The organism is Bacillus sp. FSL W7-1582 (genome assembly GCF_038593325.1).
Taxonomy (GTDB): domain Bacteria; phylum Bacillota; class Bacilli; order Bacillales; family Bacillaceae; genus Bacillus; species Bacillus altitudinis.
The window spans coordinates 2,376,119-2,392,133 of record NZ_CP151987.1 but is presented as its reverse complement, the minus strand read 5'-3'; the positions used below and the strand labels follow the sequence as shown (position 1 = coordinate 2,392,133).

Sequence of the window (16,015 nt, the reverse complement as noted above, 5' to 3'; positions counted from 1 at the left end):
AATGAAGCCAAAAACAATGATGATTCATAGTGGAATCACTGGTGATGAAAAAACAGGAGCCGTGTCTGTTCCTATTTATCAAGTCAGCACCTATAAGCAGCCTAAAGCAGGCGAGCACACTGGATATGAATATTCCAGAACTGCGAATCCAACAAGAACAGCACTGGAAACAGTCATTCGTGATCTTGAAGGCGGGGCAAACGGCTATGCGTTCGGTTCAGGGATGGCTGCAATTACAGCTGTGATGATGCTGTTTAACAGCGGAGATCATATCGTACTGACTGATGACGTGTACGGCGGAACCTATCGTGTGATGACAAAGGTGCTTAACCGGATTGGCATTAAAGCTACATTTGTAGACACAAGTGATCCTGAAGCGGTGAAAAAAGCAATTTTACCAGAAACAAAAGCCGTCTATATTGAATCACCAACCAATCCATTGCTGAAAATGACCGATCTACAAGCCATAAGCCGGATCACAAAAGAAGCTGGCATCTTGATGATTGTCGATAATACGTTTTTTACCCCATATTTTCAAAAGCCGATTTCATATGGGGCTGACATTGTCTTGCACAGTGCCACAAAATATTTAGGCGGCCATAGTGATGTGGTGGGCGGACTTGTCGTGACAGCTACTGAAGAGCTTGGTGAAGAACTGCACTTTGTTCAAAACTCTACAGGCGGTATTCTTGGACCGCAAGATGCGTGGCTTCTAATGCGAGGGATGAAAACGCTCGGACTAAGAATGGAAGCACATCAACAAAACGCGCAGAAAATCGCTGAGTTTTTAGAACAACATCCTGCGATTACACGTGTCTATTACCCAGGTTTAAGCGCTCACCCAGGTCATGAGCTTGCAAAAACTCAAGCAACAGGCTTTGGCGGTATGATTTCTTTTGATATTGGAAAAGAAGAAAACGTCGACGTGTTTTTAAGCCAATTGAAATTGTTTACAATCGCAGAAAGCCTAGGGGCGGTTGAAAGTTTAATCTCTGTTCCTGCTCGCATGACCCATGCATCCATTCCAAAAGAGCGCAGAGAAGAGCTTGGCATCACAGATGGTTTAATCCGTATTTCTGTCGGTATTGAAGATATTGATGACTTATTACATGATATTGAACAAGGGCTCGACGCAGTAACGAATGGATAGATTTACATGCCCCCCGCTTTCTCTCACTATGGTAAGCTATCAATAGACATTGATAACGGGAAGGTGAATCAAGTGAAGAAAAAGTGGGATGGTTTAGTGACAGATTACAAGCAATACGCTTTTATTTTGCTTGCTGTCAGCACCTTTTTATATATTGGTACGATTTTACCGAATCAGCACATAGAAGCATCACCAAAAATGCTGATGCTGGCAGTTGATTGTGTTTTCCTATTGGCTGCTTTCCTTTGCGTGAAACGTGCGATCTTTTTTCAAAAAAAGCTACAAGAACTAGATGAAGATTAAGCAAAAAGTCTCCTCATATGATGAGGAGACTTTTTTGATTACACTGGATAATCGGACAAGAATCACTGTAGAAATTTAGTCAAACACACAAAAATCATCTAATTTACTAAAAACAGGTTTACAAAATGGTGCTTGCTGGATATACTTACAAAGTAATTAAAAACGTAAAGGAGGCTGAAGAATATGTTATTCGTATCTACTTGTGATCAATTCAACAACCAATTTCATCATGTCATCAGCCTGTGGAAGAGCTCGTGTCCTTCCTTTACCTTTTACGGTTCACGCTACAAAACTGTTTAAGTAAACGAGGATTTCACGTATCATCCATCGCAGGTTAGAAGACACTGTCTTTTGATCTGCATTTTTGTGTGCCCGCAGGTCAACTGATAAAGAAGATCTGCGGGCTATTTCGCGTGCTGCGAACTGAAGGGAGGTGAGCGTATATGACAATCCATTTATTTTTTATTACTTTGACGATCCAACGTAAATACAAAGACATTGAAACGGTTCTTTATGAACAACAAGTCGAAACATTTTATGAAGAAATGAAGCAGAAACAACTAAAGTACATGAACTAAAAAGGACAATAAAAAGATGAAAAGGAGGAGATTGACATGTTTATGATGCTTGCAATGCTTGATTGTTATACAAGGGAGAAGGACCAGGTTTAGACACGCTCCACATTGATCACCTGCACATATGATAACCGTAAAAGGAGATTGTGAGGTGATCAATGAATGTCGATGTCACCATATATGAGGTTTCCGTCAGTGGGGCACGGGTATGCGTCTATTCCGCATTCTTTAAAGCACGGATACGGCAATCCATACAGAATGCAAAGAGAGCAAGAAGAAATGCTCAGACGCTATATGTACAATTATCCAACCTATTGGTATTAAAGAAAAGGAGCAGGAAACGTTATCGTTTCCTGCTCCTTTTACATTAGCAAATCCAGCTTGCACCGATGATGATTAACAAAATGAACAGTACAACAAGCAATGCGAATCCGCCTGCAAAACCGCCACCGTAGCCACCGCAGTAGCCTCCAGAATAACCGCCAAAGCCCATAATCTAGCACCACCTTTATCTAATCAAGATACATTCATAAAATATGCAGCTCATGCGGAAAACGAAATCAATCTGAGCACAATTAATGAAAATGCCTATTTGTTTAAATATTTTTCATGACGTGCGAAACATTTTCAGAAAAGGTGCCGTCTAATAAAAGACAAAGAAATTAGGACTAGGTCTTAACTTTTGTTAGGCGAGAGCCGATATGAAAAGTAAGAAAATTCGTAAATAGTTTTATTTACTGGTGCAAAGCAGGTGTTGACATTGATTCAAAGCTGGATTGGAAAACAAATGAGGGAACCAAAGGGCTTGTTCTCAAAATGGGTTGCCCGCTATATGGAAAAAAATCATCATAATATCAATCAATGGACGATTCAACTCTTAAATATACAAGAAAACGACCGGATTTTAGAAATTGGTACTGGAAGAGGTATGACATTATCTAAAGTAGCGGAAAAACTTGATCGAGGAAAAGTATATGGAATCGATGCTTCGCGTCATATGGTAAAATACGCGAAAAGAAAACATAAGAGGCTTGTCGAGCAGGAAAAAGCCGTTATCACACTTGGAAAAGCTGAGCAATTACCTTTTGAAGACAGATCATTCAATAAATTGTTCACAGTGCAGACCATCTATTACTTGCCAGATATCGAACAAGTCATGAAAGAGGTATATCGTGTTCTTCAAGTGGATGGAGAAGTATTCTTATCTTTTCAAAAGCAGGAACTAATGAAGGAACAAAAACGCTCACAGTCTCTTTCAACGTACAGTGAAGAAGACATCAGCTGTCTTTTTTCAGCGTATCACTTTAGAGACGTCTCTGTTTACCATTATGATACATACATCTGTATCAAAGCCTTAAAATGATGATGAAAATATTTCCCAGGTAATGAACAAGCAATTAAAAAAGGCTCTTCGTCAGAAGGGCCTTTTTTGCATGTGGGAATTGATCATTCATCAATAAAAAAGACACTTCACAAGAAGAGTCTTTTGCATTCATTTCATATGTAGGGGCCAGCCAGGTGTGTAAGGAATGATAGTATATATAAGGAATTTGTTTGTCGATTAAGGATACCTGTCTGGCTTATTCCTTATATCGACAATGTTCTTCAAATGTTTAGCTTTTTTTTCAATATTTTCTTTTTTATTTGATTGGAAAATACATTTTTCTCTCCTAGATAGACATTTGTCACTTATTTTTTGAGTCAATGTGCGGTTAAAAGAAGGAAAAAGCCCGAGAAAGAGAGAATTTTGGAGAGACTTCATTTTTAAACAAAAAGGGAGGAATGAAAACATGTCGGGAAACAAAGGTGTCGTTTACAAAGGAGCAGGAAATGTAGCAGTTGAGGATATTGGATACCCTGATTTGGTTTTAAGAGATGGCCCTGGTGTACCTAAAGCCAATGTTGGACGTAAGTGTGAGCATGGCGTCATTTTAAAAGTGGTGACAACAAACATTTGCGGGAGCGACCAGCACATGGTAAGAGGGCGTACAACAGCGCCTGAAGGACTTGTCCTTGGTCATGAAATTACTGGTGAAGTCGTTGAAGTTGGACGAGATGTAGAGTTTATCCAAAAGGGTGATCTCGTATCAGTTCCATTTAATATTGCCTGTGGTCGCTGCGTCATGTGTAAAGAACAAAAAACCCATGTGTGTTTAAATGTGAACCCCGATCGACCTGGCTCAGCTTATGGATATGTAGATATGGGCGGATGGGTTGGCGGCCAATCGGAGTACGTCATGGTGCCATATGCTGATTTCCAGCTACTCAAATTTCCGGACAAAGATCAGGCGATGGAAAAAATACTTGATTTGACGATGCTTTCTGATATATTCCCGACAGGTTTTCATGGTGCTTATACGGCTGGCGTAAAGCCGGGCTCTACCGTCTATATTGCTGGTGCAGGGCCAGTAGGTCTAGCAGCAGCGCATTCCGCTCAGCTCCTTGGCGCTTCTGCTGTCATCGTCGGCGATCTCAATGAACAAAGGCTCGAGCAGGCGAGAAGCTTTGGCTGCGAAACGATTAACTTACGAAAACATGATCGAATCGGTGAACAAATGACAAACATCCTTGGAGAGCCAGAAGTCGACTGTGCGGTCGATTGTGTCGGTTTTGAAGCTTCAGGTCATGGAGATCAAGGAGAAGCACCAGCCACCGTTTTAAATACAATTATGGATATTACCAAAGTTGGCGGTAAGCTTGGAATTCCAGGACTTTACGTCACAGAAGATCCAGGTGCTGTGGATGAAGATGCAAAAGTTGGATCTCTGAAAGTGCGAATTGGACTTGGCTGGGCCAAAGCCCATACCTTTGTGACAGGCCAAACCCCTGTCATGCAATATCACCGCAGCTTGATGAAATCTATTTTAAGCGGAAGAGCACAAATCGCCAAAGCCGTTAATGCAACTGTTATTTCTCTTGATCAAGCCCCTAAAGGGTATAGCGACTTTGATTCGGGTGTGGCGAAGAAATTTGTGATTGACCCGCATGGCATGATTTCTAAATAATGATCCATCGAAAAAAACTTACAGGATTTTTCCTGTAAGTTTTTTTGTTTATAAATATAAAAAGACCTATACTGTTCTTCTACATTTCATAACGTGATAAAATGAGTAAATTGGAAAAAATGATCTTTAGTTGAAAGACATACCATAAAACAGTTGGCAATGATTGGACAGAGTTATGATAGATAGGAAGAATAGAGGAGAGATTGCGATTGCTAAAAGTACAAAACATCATCAAAAATTATGAAGGTAAACAAGTATTAAAAGGGGTTAGCTTCCACTTAAAACAAGGTGAATCATTTGGACTGTTGGGCCCTAATGGTGCAGGGAAATCAACCTTAATCGGTATCATGACAGGACTTATACATGCAACGAGCGGGACTATTACGATTGGAGGCATTGAACTACATAAAGAAACAAAGCATGCACAGCAATTGATTGGCATTGTTCCGCAAGAGATCGCTTTATATTTAGATATGTCAGCAAAAGAAAATTTAACGTTTTGGGGGAAAATGTATGGACTTAAAGGAGAAGAATTAAAAAGCAGAGTACAAGAAATCCTTGAATTAATTGGTCTGGGCAATAGAGCGAATGATAAGGTGAAAGTATTCTCAGGAGGGATGAAAAGAAGAGTGAATATCGGATGTGCGATTTTGCATCGGCCAAAACTATTAATAATGGATGAGCCTACAGTGGGTATAGACCCGCAATCCAGAAATCATATATTAGAAACAGTTAAAACGCTAAATAGTGAAGGAATGACGATTATTTATACGAGTCATTACATGGAGGAAGTCGAATATCTATGTGAAAAAATAGCTATTATGGATCAAGGTTCTTTCATTAAGGTAGGTGATTTAAGTGAATTGGCTGAGCTTGTTGGAGAAAAAAGAGAAATCATTTTTACGATTAAATGTGAACAAGGACAAAAGGATATGGAGCGAGTGTGCCAATATATAAATGAATATCACCCACTGAATGACTTTATGGTGCAGGGAAATCAAATCAAATTATTTGATGACAATCCTCAGCATTTACTAAGTCAACTTATTCAAGGTGTAACCGCATTACATGTTCAATTAATTTCAGCAGAAGTTGTAGAACCAAATTTAGAAAATGTATTCTTGTATTTAACAGGTAAAAAATTACGAGATTAGACCGAATAGAGGTGAGCATATGAGCATTTGGGTTGTACTGAAAGATCTATTATTGTTTTTTAGGGATAAGAAAAGCTTTTTTACACTTTTTTTTATGCCTATCATATTAATTGCTATATTAGGTGCAGCATTTGGAGATAACATGAAGAAAGATAGCGAAATTAGGATCAATTCATTTCGAGTAGGAATAACAGATCAAGATAAGTCCGCTACAAGTAAAATGTTTCTTTCAACATTGTCTAAGAGTGAACTCAGTGACATATTTGAAGTGAAGGTCACCTCGAAAAATCAGCTAGAGAAAGATTTAAATAGTAGAGACATTACAATGGGTATAATCATCAAGCCGAATTTTGAAAAAAGCCTATTAAATCATGATCATGTGCAATTGAATATTTTGAAAGGACCTAATTCAAGCTTACAGGAAATGGTCCTAGAAAATGTGGTTTTGCAATTCTTTCAAAATTATCATATGAATCGTATTCTGGTGCCGTTGAATCAAGGTAAAGAAGTGGAGGTCGTGTCTGATCAACTGAAAAAAGAACTAGTGAACGAAAGGAATATTCATATCAACAGCCAGCCGATTACATCCTTCCAATACTACGCAGGCGGGATGGGTGTGCTTTTTTTATTAATGACTGTTGTTTTCTTGGTTGGCAGTATGATAGAGGAAAAAGAAGAAGAAGTTTATAAAAGACTACTAGTATCAAAATTAAACAATACTAGTTATATCATTGGAAAGTTATTGGGCATTATTTTAATGAGTATGATTCAACTTGCGGTCATTATTTTATTTACTAGCTTTGTCTTTAAGGTGAACTGGGGAGAGCCTTTTACTGTTGTTATGATCGGATGTAGTTTTATATTAAATGCTGCGGGTTTCGGGGTGCTGATTGGTTCTTTTATCAAAAGAGAAAAAACGTTTAATAGTGTGGGGATTTTAGGCACTCAAGTGTTAGCTGCTTTAGGCGGGAGTATGGTGCCCTTATACTTATTCCCACAATGGGTGATTGATACCAGCTATTTTTTACCTAATTCTCTTGCACTTCAAATGTTTTTGAAAAGTATGGCAGGTGCTGATTTTAGTGAAATACAAAACGGATTATTACTTAGCTGCGGGATGGGAATGGCTTTCTTCATCATTGCTTTATTAAGAATGTCTTTTGAAAGGAAGCATCGTTATGCATAAAATATTAGCCATTATCACGTTAAAGTTAAAAGAAACATTAAAGTCCCCATTGACCCTCATTTTTTTATTTGTGATGCCAATTGTTTTTAGTTTTATCTTTGGTAGTACCGCATCTGATACAAAGAAACCGACAGTTGCTTTTATTCTAGAGCCCAGTCAAGGTAAACTAGATCAAGAAATTTTTCAAATTCTCGAAAAAAACACCAAATTTCTCTGGGTAAAGGCAACTGAAAGCGACGCAAAAGATTTAGTATCTGAAGAAAAGGTAGTTGCGTCTGTGAAAGTCGTAAACCAATTAAAGTCCCATCTAAAAGAAAATAAAGAGATTTTTGATGTGACAGTTTATAAAAAAACTGAAGAATATGCAGTCTTATCTCCCTATTTAAAAGAGACAGCTGCCATCATTTATCAAATCAATCAGGGTGTGAAAGAGCAGAAAAGTGTTTCTCTCACCAATGCATTGAACAAGTTAAATGAATCTGGTACGATTTCATTGGCCGAAAAAAATCAAAATGGTCAAGCAAGCCAACAACCAAATTTGATACCGCTTGGCTTTACCATTATGTTTATGATGTTTGCGATTTCAAGCTCTTTGTCATCTATACATTCGGAGTATAAAAATTATACATGGCAAAGATTGCTTTCGAGTCCAATCCATAAAATATATGTACTTCTGGGCTATTTAATGGCATATTTCCTTCTTGGATGGATACAATTGGGTGTTCTTTTGACCATCTTATCTATTTTCTTTAATGTCTACTTAGGCAACCTGTTTCTTATCTTATTGTTCGGATCATTTGTTATAGGCCTTGTCGTAAGTTTAGGATTTATGATAGCTACTTTATCTCAAACAAAAAAACAAGCTGAAATCTTTAGTGCAATTGTCATTGTAGGATCGTGCATGCTGGGTGGTATTTATTGGCCTTTAGATATCGTTCCAGACATTATGAAGAAGATTTCTTTGACTATACCGCAAACATGGATGATGTCTGGTTTTGGTGAGATCATGAGCGGCAATGTTAATCTTTCTATCTTATTATTAGATGCGACGGTTTTAATTGCTTTTACGGTGGTCTTTATGATCATTGGTTTGAAGAGCATCAGATCCTATTAATCCTTTGTTCTTCTAAAAAGCCCTCTATAGCTATGTAGAGGGCTTTTTGTATACACGTGATTTACTTTAAATGATTGGATAACTCGTTAATATTTAATGGTGAAAGAAATTGAAGGCTGCCCAAGTAAATATTTCACATTACCCATTGAGAAGGATATATTCTTCTGTTAAATCAACAAACGCCTTCAAAGCAGGAGACATCCATTTATTTTTATGCCAGAATAGTTGGATTTTCGTTGTGAGACAGGGTCCCATCCAATTGATTTTAATCATATGGCCTTCTGTTATTTCCCTTTTTATAGAAATTTCGGGAAGTACAGCAATTCCTAAACCAGCCATTACACATTTTTTTATGGCTTCTACATCTGCTAGTTCTAGTTTACTTCTCGGTTTTGCTCCTGCCTGTGTCAAAGAGTGTTCGAAGGCATAACGATAATCGCAGTCTTCGGTTAACAACAATCTTTGCTCGTCTAAATCGATAGGATATACTTTTTGTTTTTTGCTCAATGGATTTGTTGGACAGCATACAATGGCCATCGGTTCATCTTTTAATTCTTTTACAATTAAATGTGAGGATACGACAGGATTCATCGATAATAGGGCGACATCAATTTGTCCTTCCAGTAATAGATTTAAAACATCCTTTTCAGCTATTCCGGGACGGAAAATCAGTTCTACTTTAGGATACGTTGTTTGAAAGTCCGTTAAAATATGAGGAAGTCGATAGGTACATTGTGTTTCAGATGCACATATTCTCAAAATGCCGCTTGGCTCACTCATCCCGCCAACAGCCTCTAATGCTTCTCCTGTTAAACCTAAAATCTTATCCGTATAATCTTGAAACTTCATGCCAGCTTCAGTTAAAATGACCCTTTTTCCAAGCCTTTCAAATAGAGGGGTTCCTAACTCTTCTTCTAATGCAGCGATATTTGCCGTGATACTAGATTGAGCATAGCCAAGTATTTGTGCTGTTTTTGTAAAGTTTAATACTTTTGATGCTGTTTGGAACATCATCAGTTGCTTTATTTCCAACGTCAATCCCTCCTAAATCGGATGAGCCGATTGATGCAATCAGAAAACTTCTATAGATAGATCATATCATTTTTACTATGATAAAAGTAGGCGCTTTCATTATTTAGAATGTTCAGATTTTATAGGGGGGATGGCTTTGTTTGAAACGATTGTCAATTCAATAAATGACTTTTTATGGACATATATTTTAGTCATTATGTTAATAGGAATAGGAATCTACTTTACGGTGAGAATGAAGTTTATGCAAATTGTCTTACTAAAAGAGATCTTCCGTTCTATTTTTGAAAAAGCTCCAAAAATAAAAGGGAGTCAAGACATTTCTTCAATGCAAGCTTTCTTTATCGGAGCAGCGACGAGGATTGGAACTGGAAATATGGCAGGTGTTGCTATTGCCATCACAGTTGGTGGTCCTGGAGCTATTTTCTGGATGTGGTTTGCAGCAGTTTTAGGGGGAGCTTCTGCATTTGTCGAAAGTACACTCGCTCAAATATATAAAGTGAGAACAAGTGATGGTTTTAAAGGGGGGCCAGGCTATTATATACAAAAGCAATTTGGACTGAAATGGCCAAGTAGGATCTTTGCCTTTTCTGTTATTCTTAGTTTTGGCTTAATTTTTAATGCAGTACAAACGAACACCATCACAAATGCCTTTCGATATTCATTTGGTATCAGTCCAATTGGCATGGGGGTATTCGTAACCATTCTTACGGCTCTCATCATTTTTGGTGGTGTAAAGAGAATTGCCCGCTTTACCCAAATCATTGTGCCAATCATGTCCTCGTTTTATATTATCTTAGCACTTTATGTGATTGTGACAAATATCGCTGATGTACCCGCAGCATTAGCAAGTATTATGAAAAGTGCGTTTGGATTAGAGCAAATGGTTGGAGGCGGAATCGGCGCTGCAATAATGAACGGTGTCAAACGCGGGTTGTTTTCCAATGAAGCAGGGATGGGAAGTGCGCCAAATGCAGCTGCTGCTGCCCATGTTTCACACCCAGTAAAACAAGGGTTTGTTCAATTATTAGGCGTATTTTTTGATACATTAGTTGTTTGTAGTTGTACAGCATTTATTATTATGCTATCAACAGTAGAAACAGTAGGTGATTTGTCAGGTATTGAAATTACTCAAGCTGCAATGGCGCAACATTTTGGTTCTTGGGCTAGTATTTTCTTAGCATTTGCGATCTTTACTTTTGCATTTAGCTCCATTGTAGGTGGCTACTATTACGGTGAAGCCAATATCGGTTTTATTCATCACAGTGTAACCGCGCTATTCGTGTATCGAATCACTGTTTTAATGATGATCATGTTTGGTGCTCTCGCCAACTTACAAATCGTTTGGACGTTAGCGGACTTGTCGATGGCGATTATGGCTATTGTTAACTTGGTTGCCATTGCGATTTTAGGCAAATTTGCTTTTGCGGCTCTAAATGATTACATGGGACAAAGAAAGGTAGGAAAGAACCCTGTTTTTTACGCTTCTACCATTCCAGGTTTAAAAGGAGTAGAATGGTGGGGAGCAGAAAAACAAGCGATTAAATCAACAAATGAAGGGGTAGAAAATCAATGATAAATTTTGAATATGATTGTCATACGAAAATGATCATGGGGACTGGAAAATCTAAAGATATTGCCTCTATTGTAGAGGACATTGTATTGCCTAGTGCTACAATTATGATTGTGACTGACCCTGGTGTAAAAAGCGCAGGATTGGTGACGCCTATTGAAGCATATTTGCAAGAAGCTGGTTATTCCGTTGTCGTCTTTGATCAAGTATCTCCAAACCCAAGAGATCATGAATGTCTAACGGGTGCAGAGCACTTTAGAAAAGTACAAGCATCAGCGGTTATTGCGATTGGTGGAGGCAGCCCAATGGATACGGCAAAAGCCATTGCTTTATTAGGTCCAAATGGCGGTAATCCTGAAGAGTATATAGCAGGGAAGAAGGCGTATACAAATGTATCACCCTTAATTTGTATTCCAACCACGGCTGGAACTGGCTCTGAGGTGACCCGTTCATCTGTGATTACGTTAGCTGCTTCACATAAAAAAATCACCTTAAAACATGCCTTGCTTCGACCAACTATTGCGATTTTGGATCCTGCTCTTACTTCTACGGTGCCAAAAAGTATAACAGCGGCAACAGGTGTTGATGCACTGGTCCATGCGATTGAAGGCTATACATGTAAAGAAACAAACCCTATTTCTAAGGCGATGGGGGCAAGCGCAATGAAAACCATTGTGACCTATTTACCGAAGGCGTATGAAGACGGTTCTGATTTAGAAGCAAGATACAAAATGCAGGAAGGCAGTTTACTCGCTGGCTTATGCTTCGGTTCCGCTGATGTAGCAGCCGTACATTGTTTAGCCGAAGCGCTCGGCAGTCTTTATGATACGCCTCATGGTATCGCAAATGCTGTGTTTTTACCTTATGTCATACAATTTAATGCAGCTGAAAACAAATCATTGCACATAGAGCTTGCAAACATTATGGGCTTTGCAGATAAAACGGATGCAGATGATGTGGCGATTCAAAAATTAATGGATGGTATGTATACATTCACAAAGAATTTAGGTATTCCATCACTAAAAGAATTATCTTATGTAAAAGTAGAGGATTTTGAAAAAATGGCTGAACTAGCAGAACAAAATAACTCTACAAAAAGCAATGTTCGTGCCGTTACGAAAGCGGACTACTTAGATATACTAAAGGCTGCTTTTTCATATAGTCATACAGATAAAGAGCCGAATAGACTGACTGAATGATAAACACAAACTTTCCCAGACTTTACACAAGAAGCAAACGACTATGTCGTCAATATGGAGAATTACAAATATACCACCCTCCTAATGTATGATTTAGGTGGTGGTTTTTCTATGTCCCATTTGACTAGGTATCGTGTATACATGAGTGGTATGATAGACGACAACATCTCATGAGAGAAAGGATAGGATAAACGATGAATTTTCACAATAAAACAGTCGTAATCACTGGCGCAGCCAATGGAATTGGTGAGTCGATCGCGTATGGCTATGCGAAAGAAGGGGCGCTTGTTGTGCTTGCGGATATTGACGAAGAGAAGGGCAAGCGCTTGGAAGATCAGCTGAAAAAGGAGTCCTTTGAGGCTTTTTTTAAAAAAACGGATGTGAAACAAGAGAAGGATATTCAAGACATCATGTCGGCTGCTGTGGCTCGTTATCAAACGATCGATATTCTCATCAATAATGCAGGGGTTATGTGTACAAAATCGCCCTATGAGCTAACGGTTGATGAGTTTGATCATGTGCTGCATACAAACCTACGAGGTGCTTTTTTATGTGCAAGGGAAGCGGCACGTTATATCAAAGAGAATCCAAACGGCGGTTCCATTGTGAATATTTCATCTACCCGTGCGACCATGTCAGAGCCTCATACAGAAGCGTATGCTGCATCAAAAGGCGGGATATCAGCACTTACTCATGCGCTGGCTGCTTCTTTTAGTCAGGATCACATAACAGTAAACAGCATTTCCCCTGGGTGGATTGAAACGAAGGATGAGAAAAATTTGCGAGAAATTGACCATCAGCAGCACCTTTCCAATCGAGTAGGAACGCCAAAGGATATTGTCAAAGCTTGTTTTTATTTAACAGATGAAGACAATCAATTTGTGACAGGAACCGATTTGGTTGTTGATGGCGGCATGACTAGAAAAATGATTTATGCGGATTAACATGAAAAAACATTGACGTCTTGACGGAGGCGCAGTACAATATAGAACAATTCAGCTGAAGATCGTGATGAAAAAAAGATAAAGCGCAAATAGAGAAGAGTATGTAATGGCTGCCTCACACAGAGAACTCCGTGAAGCTGAGAAGGAGCTGGGAAGCGTTACAGAACCAAGCCTCTTAGCTCTGCACCGGATTCATTGTGATGGTGGTGAAGCGGCATTCTCCCGTTATAGAGAAGGGTTAGCGATAACCTGCTAAGGTTCATCTGGTAACAGGTGAATGAACTGAGGTGGCAACGCGGAGTCAATCCCGTCCTCAAGACAGAAATGTCTTGGGGGCGGGATTTTTTTATGACAAAAAGGAGGGCACCACGATGAAAAAACATTGGCGGGATATGAGCATGTTACTTGGAGCGATTGGTATTGCGAACATAGGAGAATGGATTTATATGATTGCTCTCCACCTGCTGATTTTTCAGGAAACGGGCTCCGTTCTTGCTGTAACAGCCGTCTATATGTTAAGACCTGTCTCGGCTCTTTTAACAAATAGCTGGTCTGGTAGTTTAGTAGATAGACTGAATCAGCGGAATGTCATGATCAGTCTAGATCTATGCCGGGCCGTTCTGATTGCTTGTTTACCCTTTGCCTTATTTTCAGGCCACTTATTGATCGTATATGTGATGCTATTTCTCATTCATATGGCACAAGCCATGTTTCATCCAGCTTCGATGGTGTATATGACAGCACTAATCCCGGCGGATAAACGAAAACGATTTAATGCCATTCGATCTTTGCTTCAGTCTGGTGGATTTTTACTCGGACCCGCCGTAGCAGGGTTGCTTTTTCTCATTGGTACACCAGCCCTTTCAATTTATGTAAATGCAATCTGCCTTTTGATATCTGCTGTTTTGACGATGTGTTTACCGACTTTGTCAAAAGTAGCCGGGGCACAAAAAGGCTTTTCTCTCTCAGTATTAAAGGAAGATGCAAAACTTGTCTTTCGTTTCAGTCTCACATCCCGGCAAGTGATGGCCGTGTATTTATTATTTAGTGCTGCCATCACGGTGCTGCCGACTGCGATTGACTCACTTGAAGCAGCTTTTGCAAAGGAAGTGCTGATGTTGACCAATACCGAATATGGATTTCTTGTCAGTGTAGCTGGAGCAGGGATTATCGCAGGGGCATGTCTCAATACGGTCATTGTCGAAAGGCTGCCTATTTCAGTGATGCTTGGTGCGGGAAGTTTGTTTGTGGCTTTTGGATACTTGATCTATGCTTTTTCAAGCACATTGACTGTCGCAGCAGCTGGCTTTTTTGTTCTCGCTTTCTTTTTAGCATTTGCAAACACCGGTTTTATGACTTTTTATCAAACGAATATCCCGGTAGAGGTTATGGGGAGAGTGGCAAGTTTTTATGCGTTATGTGAAGCTGTTCTGACGATGATGATGACAGGAATATGCGGAGCATTGGCGCATGTGTTATCGATACGTACTTCTGTCATGATTGGCTGCCTATGTATGCTTCTTATTTGTCTGTTGCTATGTTTTGTCATTTTTCGTCCATTGACTGTCAAAAAAATAGTGCATCTTACTTAGAAAATTAAAAAAATTATGTTATCATTATTTAAGTAAGTTAATTAAATTGATGAGAAAAGGAGTCTTACAAATGAAAGCACTACGCTGGCACGATCAAAAGGACATTCGACTAGAGGAAATTGACGAACCAACAGTTGCTCCAGGAAAAGTGAAACTGAAAGTAAAATGGTGCGGCATTTGTGGTAGTGATTTACATGAATATTTAGGCGGACCGATCTTCATTCCTGTGAACGAACCTCATCCACTTACAAAAGAAAAAGCACCCATTACATTGGGACACGAGTTCTCTGGTGAAATTGTAGAAGTTGGAGAAGGCGTGAGTAATTACAAAGTAGGCGATCGAGTGGTTGTTGAACCTATTTTTGCAACTCACGGGCACCAAGGTGCTTACAACTTAGATGAAAACATGGGCTTCTTAGGACTTGCTGGCGGCGGCGGAGGATTCTCTGAATATGTATCTGTCGATGAAGAATTACTTCATTTGTTACCAGACGAAATTTCATATGAGCAAGGTGCACTTGTTGAACCTTCTGCAGTTGCTTTATATGCCGTTCGTTCTAGTAAAGTGCAAGCTGGGGATACAGCAGCTGTGTTTGGCTGTGGACCAATCGGTTTACTTGTCATTGAAGCATTAAAAGCAGCTGGTGCTACTGACATTTATGCAGTGGAATTATCAAAAGAGCGCCAAGAAAAAGCAAAAGAACTTGGAGCGATCATTGTAGATCCTTCTCAGTATGAAGATGTTGTTCAAGAAATCGCACGCCGCACAAATGGTGGAGTCGATGTTTCTTTTGAAGTGACAGGTGTACCTGTTGTATTGAAGCAAGCAATCCAATCAACTAGAATTTCAGGTGAGACAGTCATTGTAAGCATTTGGGAAAAAGGCGCAGAAATTATGCCGAATGACATTGTCATTAAAGAACGTACAGTCAAAGGAATCATCGGCTACAGAGATGTTTTCCCATCTGTATTAAACTTAATGAGAAAAGGCTATTTCTCTGCAGACACACTCGTCACGAAAAAAATCAAGCTGGACGATGTGATCGAAGATGGCTTCCATGCATTAATCAATGAAAAAGATCAAGTGAAAATTTTAGTCAGTGCTGAATAAGTAGGACGATAAAGAGAATGGCAGATGCCGTTCTCTTTTTTTTATAAGAGCATGCGATTTTTCATAAAGAGGGCATCGGC

At 39.3% G+C, this 16,015-nt stretch carries 15 protein-coding genes and 1 pseudogene; 14 read left to right on the top strand and 2 right to left on the bottom strand.

Translation table 11 applies throughout. From position 1 onward, the window contains the following. Nucleotide 1 precedes the first annotated feature (1 nt). The 4 genes from NSQ11_RS12330 to NSQ11_RS12315 all read left to right on the top strand — a co-directional run bounded on the left by NSQ11_RS12330 (nucleotide 2) and on the right by NSQ11_RS12315 (nucleotide 2,352). Nucleotides 2-1,150 (top strand): bifunctional cystathionine gamma-lyase/homocysteine desulfhydrase, encoded by a 1,149-nt coding sequence (locus NSQ11_RS12330; RefSeq protein ID WP_008342652.1) that lies wholly within the window; start codon nucleotides 2-4, stop codon nucleotides 1,148-1,150. Between the two features lie 72 nt (nucleotides 1,151-1,222). After that, nucleotides 1,223-1,453 (top strand): YrhC family protein, encoded by a 231-nt coding sequence (locus NSQ11_RS12325; protein WP_017358091.1) that lies wholly within the window; start codon nucleotides 1,223-1,225, stop codon nucleotides 1,451-1,453. A 443-nt stretch (nucleotides 1,454-1,896) separates the two neighbouring features. Further along, nucleotides 1,897-2,031: a YrzI family small protein gene (locus tag NSQ11_RS12320; RefSeq protein ID WP_008342648.1), complete on the top strand. Its 135-nt coding sequence runs from the start codon at nucleotides 1,897-1,899 to the stop codon at nucleotides 2,029-2,031. A gap of 165 nt (nucleotides 2,032-2,196) precedes the next feature. Beyond that, nucleotides 2,197-2,352: a hypothetical protein gene (locus tag NSQ11_RS12315; RefSeq protein ID WP_223255651.1), complete on the top strand. Its 156-nt coding sequence runs from the start codon at nucleotides 2,197-2,199 to the stop codon at nucleotides 2,350-2,352. Between the two features lie 43 nt (nucleotides 2,353-2,395). On the opposite strand, the pseudogene NSQ11_RS12310 reads toward NSQ11_RS12315, so the two are convergent. Further along, a pseudogene (locus tag NSQ11_RS12310) lies at nucleotides 2,396-2,470 on the bottom strand (YjcZ family sporulation protein); the annotation flags it as partial. A gap of 318 nt (nucleotides 2,471-2,788) precedes the next feature. Here NSQ11_RS12310 and NSQ11_RS12305 point away from each other — a divergent pair. From NSQ11_RS12305 to NSQ11_RS12285, 5 genes are all read left to right on the top strand, one after another. Next, a complete protein-coding gene (locus tag NSQ11_RS12305; protein ID WP_017367683.1) occupies nucleotides 2,789-3,391 on the top strand; it encodes a methyltransferase domain-containing protein in 603 nt (200 codons plus the stop codon). Between the two features lie 427 nt (nucleotides 3,392-3,818). Continuing rightward, nucleotides 3,819-5,033 carry a formaldehyde dehydrogenase, glutathione-independent gene (gene fdhA / locus NSQ11_RS12300; RefSeq protein ID WP_017358089.1) on the top strand — a complete coding sequence of 405 codons (1,215 nt, stop codon included), beginning with the start codon at nucleotides 3,819-3,821 and terminating at the stop codon, nucleotides 5,031-5,033. Between the two features lie 209 nt (nucleotides 5,034-5,242). Then, nucleotides 5,243-6,187 (top strand): ABC transporter ATP-binding protein, encoded by a 945-nt coding sequence (locus NSQ11_RS12295; protein WP_138826138.1) that lies wholly within the window; start codon nucleotides 5,243-5,245, stop codon nucleotides 6,185-6,187. A gap of 19 nt (nucleotides 6,188-6,206) precedes the next feature. Further along, nucleotides 6,207-7,373 carry an ABC transporter permease gene (locus NSQ11_RS12290; RefSeq protein WP_138826136.1) on the top strand — a complete coding sequence of 389 codons (1,167 nt, stop codon included), beginning with the start codon at nucleotides 6,207-6,209 and terminating at the stop codon, nucleotides 7,371-7,373. Next, nucleotides 7,366-8,487: an ABC transporter permease gene (locus NSQ11_RS12285; RefSeq protein WP_046344081.1), complete on the top strand. Its 1,122-nt coding sequence runs from the start codon at nucleotides 7,366-7,368 to the stop codon at nucleotides 8,485-8,487. Before NSQ11_RS12290 ends, NSQ11_RS12285 begins: the two co-directional genes overlap by 8 nt. A gap of 138 nt (nucleotides 8,488-8,625) precedes the next feature. Here NSQ11_RS12285 and NSQ11_RS12280 read toward each other — a convergent pair whose 3' ends face one another. Then, nucleotides 8,626-9,519 carry a LysR family transcriptional regulator gene (locus NSQ11_RS12280; RefSeq protein WP_008342630.1) on the bottom strand — a complete coding sequence of 298 codons (894 nt, stop codon included), beginning with the start codon at nucleotides 9,517-9,519 and terminating at the stop codon, nucleotides 8,626-8,628. Between the two features lie 130 nt (nucleotides 9,520-9,649). Here NSQ11_RS12280 and NSQ11_RS12275 point away from each other — a divergent pair, with 130 nt between their 5' ends. The 5 genes from NSQ11_RS12275 to NSQ11_RS12255 all read left to right on the top strand — a co-directional run bounded on the left by NSQ11_RS12275 (nucleotide 9,650) and on the right by NSQ11_RS12255 (nucleotide 15,935). Beyond that, on the top strand, nucleotides 9,650-11,092 hold the full coding sequence (locus tag NSQ11_RS12275; RefSeq protein ID WP_052320848.1) for an alanine/glycine:cation symporter family protein: 1,443 nt from the start codon (nucleotides 9,650-9,652) through the stop codon (nucleotides 11,090-11,092). Next, nucleotides 11,089-12,288, top strand: coding sequence for an iron-containing alcohol dehydrogenase (locus NSQ11_RS12270; RefSeq protein WP_052320847.1), 1,200 nt, complete (start codon nucleotides 11,089-11,091; stop codon nucleotides 12,286-12,288). Before NSQ11_RS12275 ends, NSQ11_RS12270 begins: the two co-directional genes overlap by 4 nt. Before the next feature lie 194 nt (nucleotides 12,289-12,482). Beyond that, nucleotides 12,483-13,232 (top strand): SDR family oxidoreductase, encoded by a 750-nt coding sequence (locus NSQ11_RS12265; RefSeq protein ID WP_046526830.1) that lies wholly within the window; start codon nucleotides 12,483-12,485, stop codon nucleotides 13,230-13,232. A gap of 371 nt (nucleotides 13,233-13,603) precedes the next feature. Further along, nucleotides 13,604-14,824 (top strand): MFS transporter, encoded by a 1,221-nt coding sequence (locus NSQ11_RS12260; protein ID WP_046526831.1) that lies wholly within the window; start codon nucleotides 13,604-13,606, stop codon nucleotides 14,822-14,824. A gap of 70 nt (nucleotides 14,825-14,894) precedes the next feature. Then, a complete protein-coding gene (locus NSQ11_RS12255; RefSeq protein ID WP_008342621.1) occupies nucleotides 14,895-15,935 on the top strand; it encodes a 2,3-butanediol dehydrogenase in 1,041 nt (346 codons plus the stop codon). The last annotated feature ends 80 nt before the right edge of the window (nucleotides 15,936-16,015 follow it).